This is a genomic window from Acetobacter fabarum (genome assembly GCF_022483405.1).
Taxonomy (GTDB): domain Bacteria; phylum Pseudomonadota; class Alphaproteobacteria; order Acetobacterales; family Acetobacteraceae; genus Acetobacter; species Acetobacter fabarum.
Map to the genome: position 1 here is coordinate 844793 of NZ_JAKVNI010000001.1, position 15051 is coordinate 859843.

Annotated in this window: 13 protein-coding genes; 9 read left to right on the top strand and 4 right to left on the bottom strand. The window is 55.4% G+C overall.

All coding sequences use genetic code 11. The features are described from left to right. Nucleotides 1-4 precede the first annotated feature (4 nt). The 4 genes from LKE65_RS04140 (at nt 5) to LKE65_RS04155 (ending at nt 4335) form a co-directional block, all read left to right on the top strand. Nucleotides 5-1051: a hypothetical protein gene (locus LKE65_RS04140; protein ID WP_278740545.1), complete on the top strand. Its 1047-nt coding sequence runs from the start codon at nt 5-7 to the stop codon at nt 1049-1051. Between the two features lie 10 nt (nt 1052-1061). Next, a complete protein-coding gene (locus tag LKE65_RS04145) occupies nt 1062-2348 on the top strand; it encodes an MFS transporter (protein WP_278740546.1) in 1287 nt (428 codons plus the stop codon). A 4-nt stretch (nt 2349-2352) separates the two neighbouring features. Then, complete coding sequence (locus tag LKE65_RS04150; RefSeq protein WP_278740547.1) at nt 2353-3624, top strand: acyl-CoA dehydrogenase family protein; 1272 nt, start codon at nt 2353-2355, stop codon at nt 3622-3624. Nucleotides 3625-4122: 498 nt separating this feature from the next. After that, on the top strand, nt 4123-4335 hold the full coding sequence (locus LKE65_RS04155; protein WP_278740549.1) for a hypothetical protein: 213 nt from the start codon (nt 4123-4125) through the stop codon (nt 4333-4335). Between the two features lie 162 nt (nt 4336-4497). On the opposite strand, the gene LKE65_RS04160 is transcribed toward LKE65_RS04155, so the two are convergent. The 3 genes from LKE65_RS04160 to LKE65_RS04170 form a co-directional block, all read right to left on the bottom strand. Further along, nucleotides 4498-5916: a c-type cytochrome gene (locus tag LKE65_RS04160; RefSeq protein WP_095350261.1), complete on the bottom strand. Its 1419-nt coding sequence runs from the start codon at nt 5914-5916 to the stop codon at nt 4498-4500. Nucleotides 5917-5964: 48 nt separating this feature from the next. Further along, nucleotides 5965-8196: a PQQ-dependent dehydrogenase, methanol/ethanol family gene (locus LKE65_RS04165; RefSeq protein ID WP_086645063.1), complete on the bottom strand. Its 2232-nt coding sequence runs from the start codon at nt 8194-8196 to the stop codon at nt 5965-5967. A 208-nt stretch (nt 8197-8404) separates the two neighbouring features. Further along, complete coding sequence (locus LKE65_RS04170; protein ID WP_143221935.1) at nt 8405-8872, bottom strand: hypothetical protein; 468 nt, start codon at nt 8870-8872, stop codon at nt 8405-8407. Between the two features lie 254 nt (nt 8873-9126). Here LKE65_RS04170 and LKE65_RS04175 point away from each other — a divergent pair, with 254 nt between their 5' ends. From LKE65_RS04175 to cyoD, 5 genes are all read left to right on the top strand, one after another. Then, nucleotides 9127-9900 (top strand): Bax inhibitor-1/YccA family protein, encoded by a 774-nt coding sequence (locus LKE65_RS04175; RefSeq protein ID WP_086645065.1) that lies wholly within the window; start codon nt 9127-9129, stop codon nt 9898-9900. A 593-nt stretch (nt 9901-10493) separates the two neighbouring features. Beyond that, a complete protein-coding gene (gene cyoA, locus LKE65_RS04180) occupies nt 10494-11420 on the top strand; it encodes a ubiquinol oxidase subunit II (protein WP_086645066.1) in 927 nt (308 codons plus the stop codon). Nucleotides 11421-11425: 5 nt separating this feature from the next. Then, the gene (cyoB, locus tag LKE65_RS04185) at nt 11426-13417 is read left to right on the top strand and encodes a cytochrome o ubiquinol oxidase subunit I (RefSeq protein WP_086645067.1); all 1992 of its coding nucleotides are present in this window, start codon (nt 11426-11428) and stop codon (nt 13415-13417) included. Next, complete coding sequence (gene cyoC / locus LKE65_RS04190; protein WP_086645068.1) at nt 13417-14022, top strand: cytochrome o ubiquinol oxidase subunit III; 606 nt, start codon at nt 13417-13419, stop codon at nt 14020-14022. Before cyoB ends, cyoC begins: the two co-directional genes overlap by 1 nt. Further along, complete coding sequence (gene cyoD, locus LKE65_RS04195; protein WP_086645069.1) at nt 14022-14354, top strand: cytochrome o ubiquinol oxidase subunit IV; 333 nt, start codon at nt 14022-14024, stop codon at nt 14352-14354. Before cyoC ends, cyoD begins: the two co-directional genes overlap by 1 nt. 229 nt (nt 14355-14583) lie before the next feature. Here the strand turns inward: cyoD and fdxA are convergent, their stop codons facing one another. Continuing rightward, a complete protein-coding gene (gene fdxA, locus LKE65_RS04200) occupies nt 14584-14916 on the bottom strand; it encodes a ferredoxin FdxA (protein ID WP_086645070.1) in 333 nt (110 codons plus the stop codon). Between the last annotated feature and the right edge of the window lie 135 nt (nt 14917-15051).

Here is a 15051-nt window from a genome sequence, read left to right on the forward strand (position 1 = left end):
AGCCATGACCCGTCCGGTTGTTCATTATACCCGTTGCCCGTCTGTGCCGACCATTAGCGCACTGGCAGAAGCTTGGGGCACGCTGCGGGCTGAATTTGCAGAAGAGCACGATGTTGACATTGTTTTTCAGTCCGTAGGGTTTTCACCCAAAACGGAATACGATCACAAAGATCGGTTCTGGCTTCGCAATGCCGGGCATGCACCAGCCATATGGAAAAAAAGCCATGGCGTGGACTGCAAGGTTGTGGGTCTTGCTTTTCTGGATGGTCGCTACCCGGTGTTGAGCCTCCATTCTTCCGGGCTTGCGCAGCCTGCGGCCCTTAAAGGCAAGCGGCTTGCGGTGTTTTACAACCCCGATAGCCCGTTTGACCTGATGATTGCACAACAGCTCAAGATTTATCAGACCACTCTGGCCACTGTCGGGCTGGGTCTTGATGATGTGGAACTGGTGCGTATTCCACGCACTTTTCCACCACGCGGGGAGCGGCAGAGTTTTCTGCTCGCGGGTTTTCAGTCAGCTTTGGCCGCATTGGAGGAGGGTATTGTGGATGCGGTGGCCGCATCCATCCCCCCCGATGGTGGCCTCTACCCACGCCTGAATGTGGTGTACGACACCCGGCTTGCCCCGGACCTTATCTCACGCGTGCATCCTTCCGTGCTGCGTGGTCTGGTGGTCAGCACGGCGTTGATTGAAGAGCAGCGAGACCTGCTGGTACGCATTGTGGCAACGCTCGTGCGCACGGCAGAGCGAGCGGCAACCCAGCCGCTGGATGCCCTGCGGGCTCTGGCAACCGATCTGGGGCAGGCACCAGAAAACCTTGCCGCAGTGTATGAGAACATCGCACAGGGTATCCGGCTGGACCTGAATGATGATTATGTCGCGACGCTGGATGCACAAAAAACCTTTTTGCTGCGCCAGGGGCTGATCAAAAAAGACTTTGATCTGGAAAGCTGGATTGACCGCTCAATTCTGGCAGATGCCACGGCCCTTGCGCAGCGAGCCCCCCAAAATTCTGCGGTTTTCGAACAGACGCACCCTCAACCGGTATGAGGATACAGCCATGTCTTCCACTGCAACCACACTCTCGTCAGTTACCCCGCACGTGACAAATCAGCCCGCTGTGACCGGCACGGCATTGTCACGCCATCCAGCGCTGGTGCTGCTGCTGGCAACGGGTACGGTTTGCGCCATGGATAATATGGTTCTTTCCGGATTGCTAACACCAATCAAGGCGGATCTCCATCTTTCGGATGCTGCTTTTGGGAGTGTATCCTCCGCCTCCACACTGGCGGGTATTCTGGGCGCACCACTTTTTGCGGTGCTGGCAGCACGGTTTAGTCGCCGTTCCGTGCTGGTCGGGTCTATTGTGCTGTGGAGTCTGGCATCGGCGGGTAGTGCGCTTTCTACTGGTCTGGCAACACTGGTTTTGTGGCGCACACTTACCAGTTTTGGCATGGCTGCCTATCAGGGCATTGTGCCGGGCTGGCTGGCCGACCTTTATAACAGGAAAGAGCGGAACTTCGTTTTTTCTCTTTTCATGTTGCGTAACAAGCTCGGGTCTGCGCTGGCTTTTGGTGTTGGGGGATGGATTGCAGCCCACTCCAACTGGCATCAGGCATTTTTTCTCACCGGTCTGCCGGGTCTTGTTCTGGGTTTTCTGTTACTGTTTGTGCCTGAGCCGGTTCCGGGCCAGTCTGATGGTCATGTACCCGCGGTGGAGAACAAGGTTAGCTGGAAACAACAGTTTTCTGTTTTTCGTATTGTTCCCTACACCACACATCTGATCGCTCTAAGCCTGTTTTTTTCCGGCACAATTACCGCGCAGATGTGGCTTCCCGCGTTTTTGCACCGGGTGCATGGTCTGGATAACCTGCATGCCACGGGCTTTGCGTTCTCAGCCCTTATGCTCACCCTTCCGGCGGGGCCAGTGGGTGGGTGGTTGACGGGGCGTTATCTGGCCGGGCGCACGGGGGCCATTGCCGCATCTCTTGCTGTCAGCGCGCTCTTGGCTTCGGTTTTGTTCACCATTGGTTTTACGGCATCTTCCCTACGTGTTTGCGAGGTTTTTTCCCTGCTGGCCATTGCATCCTTTGGTGCCACGGCAGGGAGCCTGACCACGCTGCTGGTTGAAACCGTGCCTCCGGCTTTGCGCACTATTTCCGGTTCGTTTGGTGCGATGGTTGCCGGTGGAGCATCAGGGCTTTTTGCCCCGTGGCTTCTGGGCCTGATTTCCGATCATGCGGGTCTGGCACAGGCCATTCTTATTGGACCGGCTTTTTATGCAGTATCATCCATCTTCTGGATCTGGCTGGCAGTTTACGCCAAAAACGACTCAAAGAAAGACTGATCTCATGACTTTCATCAAAAAAAACACAAGCTTTCCTGCTCCTCGTAATGATCTTGTGCATGCTACGCGCCCGCAGGCAGTGGCACCTTACCCACAGGACTGGGTAGATGCTGCGCAAAAACTTGCGCATGAATTTGCCGAAGGTGCTGTTCAGCGTGATCTGGATGGCGCAAGGCCCGTTGAGCAGATCCGCCGCCTGCGCGAAAGCGGGCTTGTCAGCCTGCTATACCCCAAAAGTCTTGGGGGCGGTGGAGGTTCGCTCCGCGATGCGGCACAAAGTGTGCTGGAAATTGCCAAGGTGGATGGTTCCACCGCAGCACTGCTTGGGTTTAATTACTATAACTCCCTTGTGCCGCTGCTAACGGACTACACCGGTGCGAATGATGATGTTGTGCGCCATGCCGCGAATAACCGGTTTTTCTGGGGCAATGTCACACAGTATGTGAACAAGGAGTTTGTGGCCGAACACCACCCGGATGGCGGATTTACAATTACCGGGACCAAAAAGTGGAACACGGGCGCGCCACTGGCAGAAATTACAACAGTGCTGGCCATTCACCCCGACCGAGATCACTACATTTACGCTGTAATTCCTACTGCGCGTGAAGGGCTGGAGTTCCATAATGACTGGGACCCCATTGGTTTGCGCGGCACGGATTCAGGCACCATTACCTTCCATAATGTGCGGATTTTGCCAGAAGACGTCCTGCATTGGGGCCACAGCCCGGCCCAGACCGGCCCCTTGCCCTTGTGGGCCAGCTTTGGCGCCATTTTTTATACGGCTGTGTTCATTGGTCGCACGCTGGGGGCTTTGGAGCATGCGCGCAAGTGGGTGCTGCAAGGGCGCAGGCAGGGCAGCTTTGGGGGTGTCAGTATTTCGGCGGATGACCCGTTCATTCAGGCTGAATTTGCTGAATACTGGGTGCAGGTTCAGGCGGCTCAGGCGTATTTTGAGAGAACCATTGCTTTTGTGCAGGAACAATGGGACAGGCGCTCCACCCTGACGGAAGAAGATTATGGCGCTATTGCGCTGGAAACGCTCTCGCTCCGTACTTTTGCCGCACGCACGGCTTTGCATATTACACCGCGTGTTTTTGAGTTGCTGGGGGGGCGTGCAACCGCACGGGAAGCAGATTTTGACCAGTACTGGCGGGATGTCAGAACCTTGTCTTCCCATGACCCGGAAGTATTGGCCCGTCGCGTAATTGGCAAGCATGTCCTGCATCAGGACCCTCTGGTTTTCCCGCCGCATTTCAAGCAGGATAAAGCTGGTTAAAAGAATAATTGGAGTTTTTTCTGGTCCACTCTAGGTGTGTGACACTCCTAGAGTGGATGGAAAAATCCTTTGATAAAATAATGGTTTTTAGAAATAATTTTTCATTCACTCAATGAGTGGAGTGTCTATGGCCTTCCTGATGTGGGGAAGCCATAAAAATAATCGTACGAAGGAAGAGATCTGGATCCTTCGTGTAGGGGGATAATCCTCATATAAGATGATCATGTCTGCAATTTTTATATTTTAAATCTTTATGGTATTGCCGCGCCCCATGCATGGTGGGTGACGCGCTACCTTATCTAGATACATGCAGTACAGTGCAGCATATATCTGACGCAGGATGGTCTTGGACCTCCTTCTCCCATTCTCTTCCCCTTTGCTCCAGCGTGTTTGTGCTGGCTTTAACCCGCCCGTTTCGATGTCTGGCAAACAGGGGTGTGTGTAGTCCTGCGGGATATAGGCGATGCCGTAAAGGGTAGAACGGCAGCCTGTTCCATCATGGTTGTTTGTGTAAATGCTGGACAGAACCACGAGATAGGTCTGAACAGTGCCAGTGCCAGTGCCAGTGCCAGTGCCAGTGCCAGTGCCAGTGCCAGTGCCAGTGCCAGTGCCAGTGCCAGTGCCAGTGCCAGTGCCAGTGCCAGTGTGGCTGTAGCAACCCTGCTTGGTGCTTTACTCCTTACATCTGACGGCAGACCTGCAAGGGCATAGGAGAAAGAGCCAAGCCGTTCTGCCGTATGTTGTGGCAGGTGGCTTACGGGTAGTTTGGTAATGTTGGCTTCACGCCATAAAAAAACACCGCAGCGTTGCCACTGCGGTGTTTTTTGTAATCCAGCCCATCTGGTGAGGGGCAGAGGTAAGGTTGGTTAGACCTTACTGTTCTGCGTCCACCCCGTTATGGGTCTGCGGAGCAAAGGTCCAGCCAGCGCCGTAGGGCTGCGGCATGAACAGGCCCCAGGTTGCCGTAGCGGACGTAGGGTCAGCCCAGCCGGTGGTCGGGATCGGAGCGTGGTCCAGACGGAGTTTCTGAACATCAGCAGCCGTCACATTAGCCGGAGCCTTGTTGCCCCAGGCGGAGCGGACAAAGTTGACCACATCAGCCATCTGCTGGTCGGACAGAACGCTCTTGTAGTCCGGCATGGCAACGGCGGAAGGTGCCCAGTTGGTGGGCGGCAGAACACCACCAGCCATAACAATATGGGCAATGGAGGTCGGGTCATCCCCAACAACAACCGGGTTGCCAGCCAGCGGCGGGAACATCCGGGCTACACCACCACCATCGTTACGATGGCAGGCTGCGCACTGCTCAACATAAACCCGTGCACCCGGGTTGTTGGCCGTGTTGCCAGAATCCAGAGCCTGAGCCGTGGACGGATCGTACGTGTAATCCCCCCGTGACGGCGGAACCGGAGGCAGGGCCTTCAGGTATTTTGCAATGGCGTGCAGGTCGGAGTCCGTGAAGTACTGGGTGCTCCAGCCAACCACGTCGGCCATGCCGCCGAAGACTGCGGAGTGGTCGGTACGGCCGGATTTGAGGAACTGGAAGATGTCCTCTTCAGACCAGCGACCCAGACCCACAACCGGGTCGTTGCGCAGTGTGGGCGCAATCCAGTTGTCGATCGGAGCGCCACCGCCAAGGAAGTCCGGACCACCAGAGGCATCCAGAGCCTTTTCCTGCATGGCAAAGCCACGCGGCGTATGGCACATGCCGCAATGCCCGGCACCCGTTACCAGGTATTCACCACGGGCGATGTCTGCATCCGTGCCCGGAGCAGGCGTAAAGTCCTTGGGTGTGGGGGCAAACATGGAGCGCCAGATGGCCAGCGGCCAGCGCATGGACAGAGGCCAGCTAATGCCTGCCTCGCGGTTCTTCTGGGCAACAGGCTGCACGCCGTGCATGAAGTAGGCGTAGAGCGACTTCACATCGTCCTGCGTCATGCGGGAGAAGGCCGGGTAAGGCATGGCCGGATAAAGCGTGCTGCCATCCTTGCGGATGCCATGGCGCACGGCTTCATCGAACTCCTGCAACGTGTAGGTGCCAATCCCGTAGGTGGGGTCTGGCGTGATGTTGGTCGAGTAGATCATGCCGATGGGGGTTTTGATTGCCAGCCCACCTGCAAATTTCTGACCATTCAGTGCTGTGTGGCAAGCCACACAGTCACCAAGACGGGCGACATATTCGCCCTTTTTGATCAGGTCTTCATCCGCTCCCTGCGCGTGTGCCAGGGAGGTTCCTGCCAGAAGCCCGACAGTGACCGCTCCAAGAGCGGCTTTTAGTCTGTTCATCATCATTTTTACCACTGTATCGCTTGTGTACCGAATGACGTTATGACTGCCGCTTTATTGGGGCGTAATGCCCACGACAGGGGTCTGAGGAACTCCCTGAGCGTTCTTTCGGGCATCCACTTCGCGCTGATAGGTCTCGTTCGCCCTCTTGATGAGGTACTGACGAATGGATTCGATTTCTTCAGGCTTCATGCTCGTGTCAAAACGGTCCATGCCGTAAGCGGTCAGCGCACCACGGCCCACAACGTTGTAGAACGCATCGTCATGGCGGATGGCACCGGACCAACGCAGGTCAGGGAGCACGCCCGAACCTTCGCCGTTGTCGCCGTGGCAGGTCTGGCAGTAGGTCTGGTACTGGAAGTAGCCCTTGGCAGCTTCCTTGGTGTCATATTCCGCAGGCGGCTTGACGGGCAGGAAGCCCAGTTCGTTCATGGCAGGCAGCTGGGCTTTGCCATCGAGCGAGAACACGGCCACGTAGGAGTGGTTGACGGTCCAGCCCGACGTACGGCCCATGGCACCCATGGAGATCGGGTAGATGCCACCCCAGCCCACTTCAACTGCAACATACTGCTTGCCGTTTACGCTGTAGGTCACGGGCGGAGCAATAATGCCGCTCTGTGCGTCAAACTTGTAAAGGTCGGCACCGTTGGTTGCATCGTAGGCGTGGAATTCACCGTTGGCCAGGCCCTGGAACAGCAGATCGCCGCCCGTTGCCAGAACGCCACCGTTCCATGGGCCTTTGTGGTCGATCTTCCACACGGTTTCCATTTTCACGGGATCCCATGCCAGCAGCTCGCCCTTGAGGTCCTTCAGGTAAGCGGAGCGGGCATCGGCCGAGTCAGGCAGACCGGTTTTGGTCATGTCCAGGCCAAGGTTCCAGGCATCGGGGTGGGGTTTGAAGCCGCCAGCCTGGTTCTGGTAACCAAATGGAATCTGGTGTGCAGGCAGATAGACCAGGTGGGTCTTGGGGCTGTACGCCATGGCCATGAAGTTATGGGCACCCAGCGGGCCGGGAATACCGTACCAGAAGTTGCCGTTCAGGGTCCACAGGCCTTCAGGCTTGTAGATCGGGCGGCCCGTCAGCGGGTCCAGACCACTGGCCCAGTTTTCGTACACGTAGTTCTTGCCAGCCAGGAATTCACCCGTCTTGGCGTCGAGCATGTAGAAGAAGCCGTTTTTGGGAGCCTGCACCACAACGTGGCGCATTTCACCATTGATCGGCACATCAAGGGTCATGACCTGCTGGACAGAGGTGTAGTCCCACTGGTCCATGGTGGTGGCCTGGAAGTGCCAGACATATTCACCCGTTTCTGGCTTGACGGCGACAATGCTGCCAAGGAACAGGTTGTTGCCAACGCCTTCGGAGCGGTATTTGTAGTTCCAGGGGGAACCGTTACCGACAGCCAGATAGACCAGATCGGACACGGGGTCATACACAATGGAGTCCCACACGGTGCCACCACCGCCCTGACGGACCCATGCCCCGTTGGGGCCCCATGTCCGGTAGGCTTTGGTCATCAGAACATTATCCGACGCAGCGTGGTCGGGTTCGTTCTTGTTGTTCGGAACCGTGTAGAAGCGCCATTTCAGCTTGCCGGTTTCCGCATCAAAAGCGGAGACAAAGCCGCGGGCACCAAATTCTGCGCCACCGTTGCCGATAAGGACAAGGCCCTTGGCAATGCGCACAGCGCCGTCAACCGTATAGGAGCGCTGCTTGCCCAGAGAGGCATCGGCAGGAATGGTGTTGATTTCCCACGCTTTTTTGCCGGTTTTGGCATCCAGCGCAATCAGGCGGCCATCGAACGTGCCAAAATAGACCTTGCCGTTCCAGTAGCCAGCGCCACGGTTAACCGTGTCACAGCAGCCCTTGTCGGCAATGTTGCCGGGCACCTTGGGGTCGTATTCCCACAGCAGCTTGCCGGTTGCCGCATCAAGGGCTTTCATTTTGGACCAGTTGGTCGTGGCATACATAATGCCGTCCACAATCAGAGGCGTGCCTTCCTGACCGCGGTTGCTGTCCAGATTGTAGTACCAGGCCAGCTTCAGGTTACCAACGTTGGAGCGGTTGATCTGATCCAGCGGGCTGTAGCGCTGTTCAGAGTAGGTGCGTCCATAGGACAGCCAGTTCTCGGGGTGCTCATCGGCATGGATGATGGCTTGTCCCGTGTCACCCTGACTGTCGGCGCGGGCAGGGGCTGCTGCGTAAGGTAGGGCAGCGGCACAGATTGTTCCAGCCGCGAGAATTCCTAGCAGCGAACGTCTCTTGGCGGAGGCGGGGCGGGTCATGCGTTCATGTCCTCGACTGTGTATCAAGATGAGGAAAAATAGAGCCGGAAATCCGGTTTCTCACACATCAGCCAAGGCGGGCGCTGTATGTCAATCACGCCAAGAGAATAGCTGCATCCCCACGTATTCGTTCCTTGTAGAGATCAGGGGTGCAAAAGGTCGGTTCCGGCGCATGCAGGAGCGGGAACGGAACTGAGGAAAGATCATGTTATAACAAATTGGAGGTGTGTGGGAAGCCATCAGCAAACTGGTATTCCGCCATCACCTCCCAAAAAGGGTTTTCACGGTTTTTTCCAGTCTTGAACACGGTGAATTCGCAAACTTCTTCTGTCTGGGCAAAGAGATGGCGGTGGGTTGCAAGCCATAAATTGCACACATTCGGGTCCACATCGGTAATGTCTGCCAGGGCAACGCCCGAGGGGAGGAGGGAGTGTGTCGAGGAGACGCCAGCCAGCCGCGCCTGGTTCCTGATTTTCACGGAAAGGTGATCTATAACAGAGGCTTCTACAGTGGCCTCCAGCATGATTCGGTTCCGTTTCAGACTCACGTCAAAACCCGTATGCCGGAGCGTTGCCGGGGCAGGCAGATGGAGTGTGTACAGGGTCTGGTCCAGTTCCTCCCAGACCTGCGGCTGCATGCGCCCGAAGGACACAAGGGGCAGGTAAAGCAGTGGCATGGACCTCCATTCCCGGGAGGGAAAGAAGTCCTGAAAACCATGGAGGAAAAGGCGCATCTCCACCGGGAGCGGAAGACCGGCAATAAGGTGCATATCCGGGCCTTGTGACAGGGTGCGGGAGGAAGCAGGCCGTGACCCGAACAGATTGTCGGCCGGCCTTATATTATATGACGCGTGATACCCTTGACGGAAAGGCAGGGCAGCCACAAGTATAAAGCAAAGCCAGCTTGTCTGGGTAAGGAGTGTAGAAAACCATGTCGTTTAGTAACGACTACCGTTCCCCCGCATCAGCGTCAGGCTGGAACGATCAGGCCAGTCTGGACGCTGGTCTGCGTAGCTATATGCTGCGTGTTTATAACTGGATGGCATCTGGCCTTCTGCTGACCGGGATTGTGGCGTACGTCATTGCCAATACCGGTCTGAGCGACCTGTTTTTTCAGATCTACCTGACTGCTGCGGGTCCATTGCCGCGCCCCACTCTGCTGGGTGATCTGGCCATGCTCTCCCCGCTGGCGTTTGTGCTGGTCATGTCGTTCGGGATCAACCGGCTGTCTCTTCAGGGGGCGCAGGCGCTGTTCTGGGCGTTCTGTACGGCTATGGGGGCCAGTCTGGCCAGTGTGTTCGTTATTTATACCGGGACCTCCATTGTCCGCGTGTTTCTGGTAACGGCGTGCATGTTTGGCGCGACCTCCCTCTGGGGTTACGTGACCAAGGCTAACCTCATGCAGTTCGGGTCGTTCCTGATGATGGGGCTGTTTGGGCTGGTCATTGCCGCTCTGGTCAACCTCTTCCTCAAAAGCCCGACTGTGTATTACCTCTACAGCATTGCGGGTGTGCTCGTTTTCACGGCGTTCAGCGCGTTTGATGCCCAGCGGATTCGGGTTACCTACCCGCAGTTTGCCGCATACGAAGGCCCGGAAATGACCGCCAAGCGCAGTGTTTATGATGCGCTGAGCCTGTACCTGAACTTCATCAACCTCTTTCAGTTCCTGCTGCAGTTCATGGGTGTCCGCAATTCCAGCGACTGAGAGCTCCAGAGCAGCACTCTTGGTCCTGCCAGAGGAAAGCCCGGTCAGTTATGGCCGGGTTTTTTTGTATGGGCAGTTATGCTTGGTCCGAATGATGGCATGAAAATCAAGAATGGGTGCAGAAATGGTCCTGATTTCAATTCTTTAAGTTGTAACAGGGATGTGAGATTTTGTGTGCTCTCTAACAATATGAAATTTCAGACTAAATTTTGCCATTATTGAATTTTTTGAAATATTACGAAACATTCCGTGATATGCTGTTTGGGTCATCCAGCCGCCGCAAAAGTAGGCAAAAGCCATGCTCACAGCGGCTAACTGATTGTGACGAAAGGCAGATGGAACTTTTCTGACGTTTGAGAATCCCCGCGTAAGGAATAAAGTAGGCGCAATGCGTTTCCGCCGTGCATGGGGGGCTGCGCCGTAAGCAACATATTCGGGGTATTCATCTTGGATGGCCAGAATGTGTTGCTGGTGCGGAACAGAAAGGGCTCCCCATGCCGGGACGCGGTTTTTCTTGCTGTTGTCAGGCTTCTGTGGCAGCAGGGCAAAAGTCTTTGTGAGGCTAAGTTGATGTCAGAACCAAGAGGCGTGCGATGAAAAACAAGTTACTGGCGAGAACGGCGCGATTGGGCGGCCTATCGTCAGCGTTGCTGCTTGCCGGGTGCGAACTAGACGTTCTGGACCCGAAAGGCCCGGTGGGAGAGGGGGTTAAAACTCTTATTACCACCTCTGTGATCGCAATGCTGATCGTAGTGGTTCCGACCATTATTCTGACACTCTGGTTTGCCTGGCAGTATCGCCAGTCCAACACGAGTGCCGAATATCTGCCGAAATGGAGCCATTCCAACAAGATTGAAGTGGTGATCTGGGGCGTTCCGTCTCTGATTATTCTGTTTCTGGCAGTGATCACCTACCAGACCTGTCATTCTCTGGACCCCTACAAGCCGCTTGAGGCAGAAGCCAATACCAAGCCGCTGCATGTTCAGGTTGTGGCGCAGGATTGGAAATGGCTGTTCATTTACCCCGAACAGGGAATTGCAACAGTTAATCAGCTGGCTATGCCGGTCAATACGCCTGTTGATTTCGACATCACCTCTGATTCCGTGATGAACTCGTTCTTCATCCCGCGTCTTGGTTCCATGATTTATGCAATGGCAGGCATGCAGACCCAGCTTCATCTGCTGGCAAGCGAGCCGGGCGATTACATGGGTGAATCCGCCAACTACAGTGGGCGTGGTTTCTCGGACATGCACTTCCATGCCCTGGCCATGAGCAATGACGAGTTCAATGCTTGGGTCGAAAAGGTGCGTGCATCTTCCGAACAGCTGGATAGCCAGACCTATCCTAAACTGGCTGCACCGAGCGAAGCGAACCCCGTCGAATATTTCGCGCATGTTGAACCCGGCATGTTCAACACGATCGTTGCCAAATACAACAACGGCATGGTCATGGACAAAAGCACTGGCAAAATGATTCAGGTGCAGCAGTCCGCGATGTCCGACATGAATATGAAGGAATAGGATCTATGCTAGGGAGACTATCGCTTTCGGCCATCCCGTTGGATGTGCCGATCCTAGTAGGTACGTTCATCGGCGTTCTCATTGTCGGTGTCGCGGTACTGGGACTGATTACCTATTACGGCAAATGGGGCTACCTCTGGAAAGAGTGGTTTACCTCTGTCGATCACAAGCGTCTGGCTGTCATGTACATTGTACTGGCGCTGGTTGCTCTGGCCCGCGGTTTTGCGGACGCCATCATGATGCGTACCCAGCTTGCGCTGGCTTATGCGGGTAACCCCGGTTATCTGCCCCCGCATCACTATGACCAGATCTTCTCCGCTCACGGGACGATCATGATCTTCTTCCTGGCCATGGCGTTCATGACCGGTCTGTTCAACTTCATTGTGCCGCTGCAGATTGGCGCACGTGACGTGGCTTACCCGTTCCTGAACAACCTGAGCTTCTGGATGACGGCTGTTGCGTTCATGCTGGTGAACATATCCCTGTTCATTGGTGAGTTCTCGCAGTGCGGCTGGCTGGCTTATCCCCCGCTGTCCGAAATGCAGTTCAGCCCTGGCGTGGGTGTTGACTACTATATCTGGGCAATCCAGATCTCTGGTGTTGGCACGCTGCTGACCGGTGTGAACTTCTTTGTCACCATTGTTAAGATGCGCGCTCCAGGCATGACCTGGCTGAAGATGCCCGTGTTCACGTGGACGGCTTTCTGCTCTTCCATCCTGATCATGGCAACCTTCCCCGTGCTGACGGTTGCTGTCGCCCTGCTGGGTCTGGACCGTTACTTCGGTATGCACTTCTTCACCAATGATGGTGGCGGCAACCAGATGCTGTACCTGAACCTGATCTGGGCTTGGGGCCATCCGGAAGTTTACATTCTTGTTCTGCCTGCCTTTGGTGTGTTCTCCGAAGTTGTGCCTGCCTTCTCCGGCAAGCCGCTCTTCGGTTACAAGACCATGGTCTATGCAACCTGCTCCATCATGGTGCTGTCCTTCCTTGTGTGGGTGCATCACTTCTTCACCATGGGCGCTGGTCCGGACGTGAATGCCTTCTTCGGCATCGCAACCATGATCATCTCCATCCCGACTGGTGTTAAGCTCTTCAACTGGCTGTTCACCATGTATAAGGGTCGCATCCAGTACCATGCTTGCATGTATTGGGCTGTTGGCTTCATGGTGGTGTTCACCATCGGTGGTATGACCGGTGTTATGATGGCCATCCCCGGTTCCGACTTTGTGCTGCACAACAGTCTGTTCCTGATTGCTCACTTCCATAACGTGATTATCGGTGGTGTGTACTTCGGTTACGTCTGCGGCATGAACTTCTGGGCTCCGAAGGTTCTTGGCTTCAAAATGAACGAAGCTTGGGGCATCCGCGCCTTCTGGTTCTGGCTCGTTGGCTTCTTCTTTGCCTTTATGCCGCTGTATGTTCTCGGCTTCGAAGGCATGACCCGCCGTATGAACCACTATGACAACCCGGCCTGGCATCCCTGGATGCTGATCGCTGAAGTTGGCGCAGTGCTCATCCTGTTCGGTGTTGTTTGCCAGCTGATGCAGATTTTTGTCTCCATCCGCGACTGCAACAAGCCTGAAAACCGTGACTTCACGGGCGATCCCTGGAACGGCCGTACGCTGGAATGGTCCACTTCCTCTCCTCCGCCGGTGTATAACTACGCCATTGTCCCGCATGTCAGCTCGCTTGACGCTTATATGCACGACAAGGAAAACGGCATTGATACCCGTCAGGCTGGCGGTCAGTACGAAGCAATCCATATGCCGAAAAACACGGCAGCTGGTATTTCGGCTGGTGCTTTTGCCCTGATCTTCGGTTTCGCCGCCGTGTGGTACATCTGGTGGCTGGCAGCCATTGGCCTTGTGGGTGTGATCGCTACGATCATTGCACGCAGCGCTAACAAGGATATTGACTACTATATCCCTGCCGAAGAGGTTGCCCGGATCGAAAACGAGCACACCCGTAAACTGATGGCACAGGCAGCAGAATAATGGCACAGAACACAACTGTTCCGACCGCAGGCCACGACGAACATCACCACGAAAATACGGTGGTGTTCGGGTTCTGGGTCTATCTGATGACGGACTGCATTATCTTTGGCTCCCTGTTTGCCACGTTTGCAGTCCTGCGTAACCAGTTCAACGGTGGGCCAACCCCGCACGAACTGTTCGAGTTTGGTGGGCTTGGGCTGGAAACAGCCCTCCTGCTTCTCTCTTCCATTACTTATGGGTTTGGCATGATTGCCGCCCATAAGACCCAGATCAGCTCGGTTATCATGTGGCTTGGCGTCACATTCCTGCTGGGTCTTGGGTTCGTTGGTCTGGAAGTGCGTGAATTCGCGCACATGATCGCGGATGGTGCCGGCCCCGATCGCAGTGCATTCCTGTCTGCGTTCTTCACGCTGGTTTCCACCCACGGTCTGCACGTGACGTGTGGTCTGATCTGGATTGTTACCCTGATGGTTCAGCTGATGGGGACAACTGAAATTCCGGAACGCATGATGAACAAGCTCACCTGCCTGAGCCTGTTCTGGCACTTCCTGGATATCGTCTGGATCTGTGTTTTCACCTATGTCTATCTGGCGAGCATGATCTGATGAGCAATCCGAACACATCCTCCTCGGGCGAGAGCCACGGTAGCGTATCTTCGTACCTTATCGGCTTTGTTCTTGCTGTTATCCTGACGGTTCTGTCGTTTGGTGTGGTCATGAGCCACAGCCTTGCGCCAACCGGCACGCTGGCGGTGCTTTCTGTTCTGGCACTTGTTCAGGTTCTGGTGCACCTGCACTACTTCCTGCACATGGGTGGTGGTTCTGAAGCACGTTGGAACAACATTGCGTTTGTTTTCACCGTTGCTTTCGTGTCCATCCTTATTGTCGGCACGGTCTTTGTCATGGCGAACACGTCCATGAACATGATGTCTCGCTGATATCATGTCGCTTCGCTGCTCTGGCTTAGGTCAGGGCGGCGGTCAGCAATAAAAAACCCCGGGGCTCAGGCTCCGGGGTTTTTTATTGGGCCTGTTGCCGGGCAATGCTGGGGCGCTGCGCGTTGCACCGCCTGTTACCCTTTGCGAAGGCTGTACTGCGCCCAACAAAAAAGGCACCGGAAAACCGGTGCCTTTTTTGTTGGTAAAACCCCTTAAGTCAGGTGGGGTTTCAGTCCTTGTGCGGTTCGGGGGAAAGAAGGTCAGCCTTGTTGGGCTTGTCTTTCCATTCCTGCGCATCAGCCGGTGGGGTGCCCTTGCGTGTAATGTTGGGCCACTGGCTGGCATATTTTGTGTTGATTTCCGCCCACGCTGCTGACCGGTCGTCGCTGTCGGGGAAAATGGCTTCGGCCGGGCATTCAGGTTCGCATACGCCGCAGTCAATGCATTCATCCGGGTTGATAACCAGAAAGTTTTCACCGGCGTAGAAGCAGTCAACGGGGCAGACTTCCACACAGTCCATGAATTTGCAGCGGATGCAGTTTTCAGTGACCACGTAGGTCATTGCCATCTCCGAAATTATCTGGCGGTCGAGTGGGGCTCGCCGCGTGGGGTCAGATGGCCAACCAGCCGGTCGTGCCACCAAGGATGGCGCAGATATGATGGGCTTTTTGCACTATGGCAACCCGCTTGGACGAAA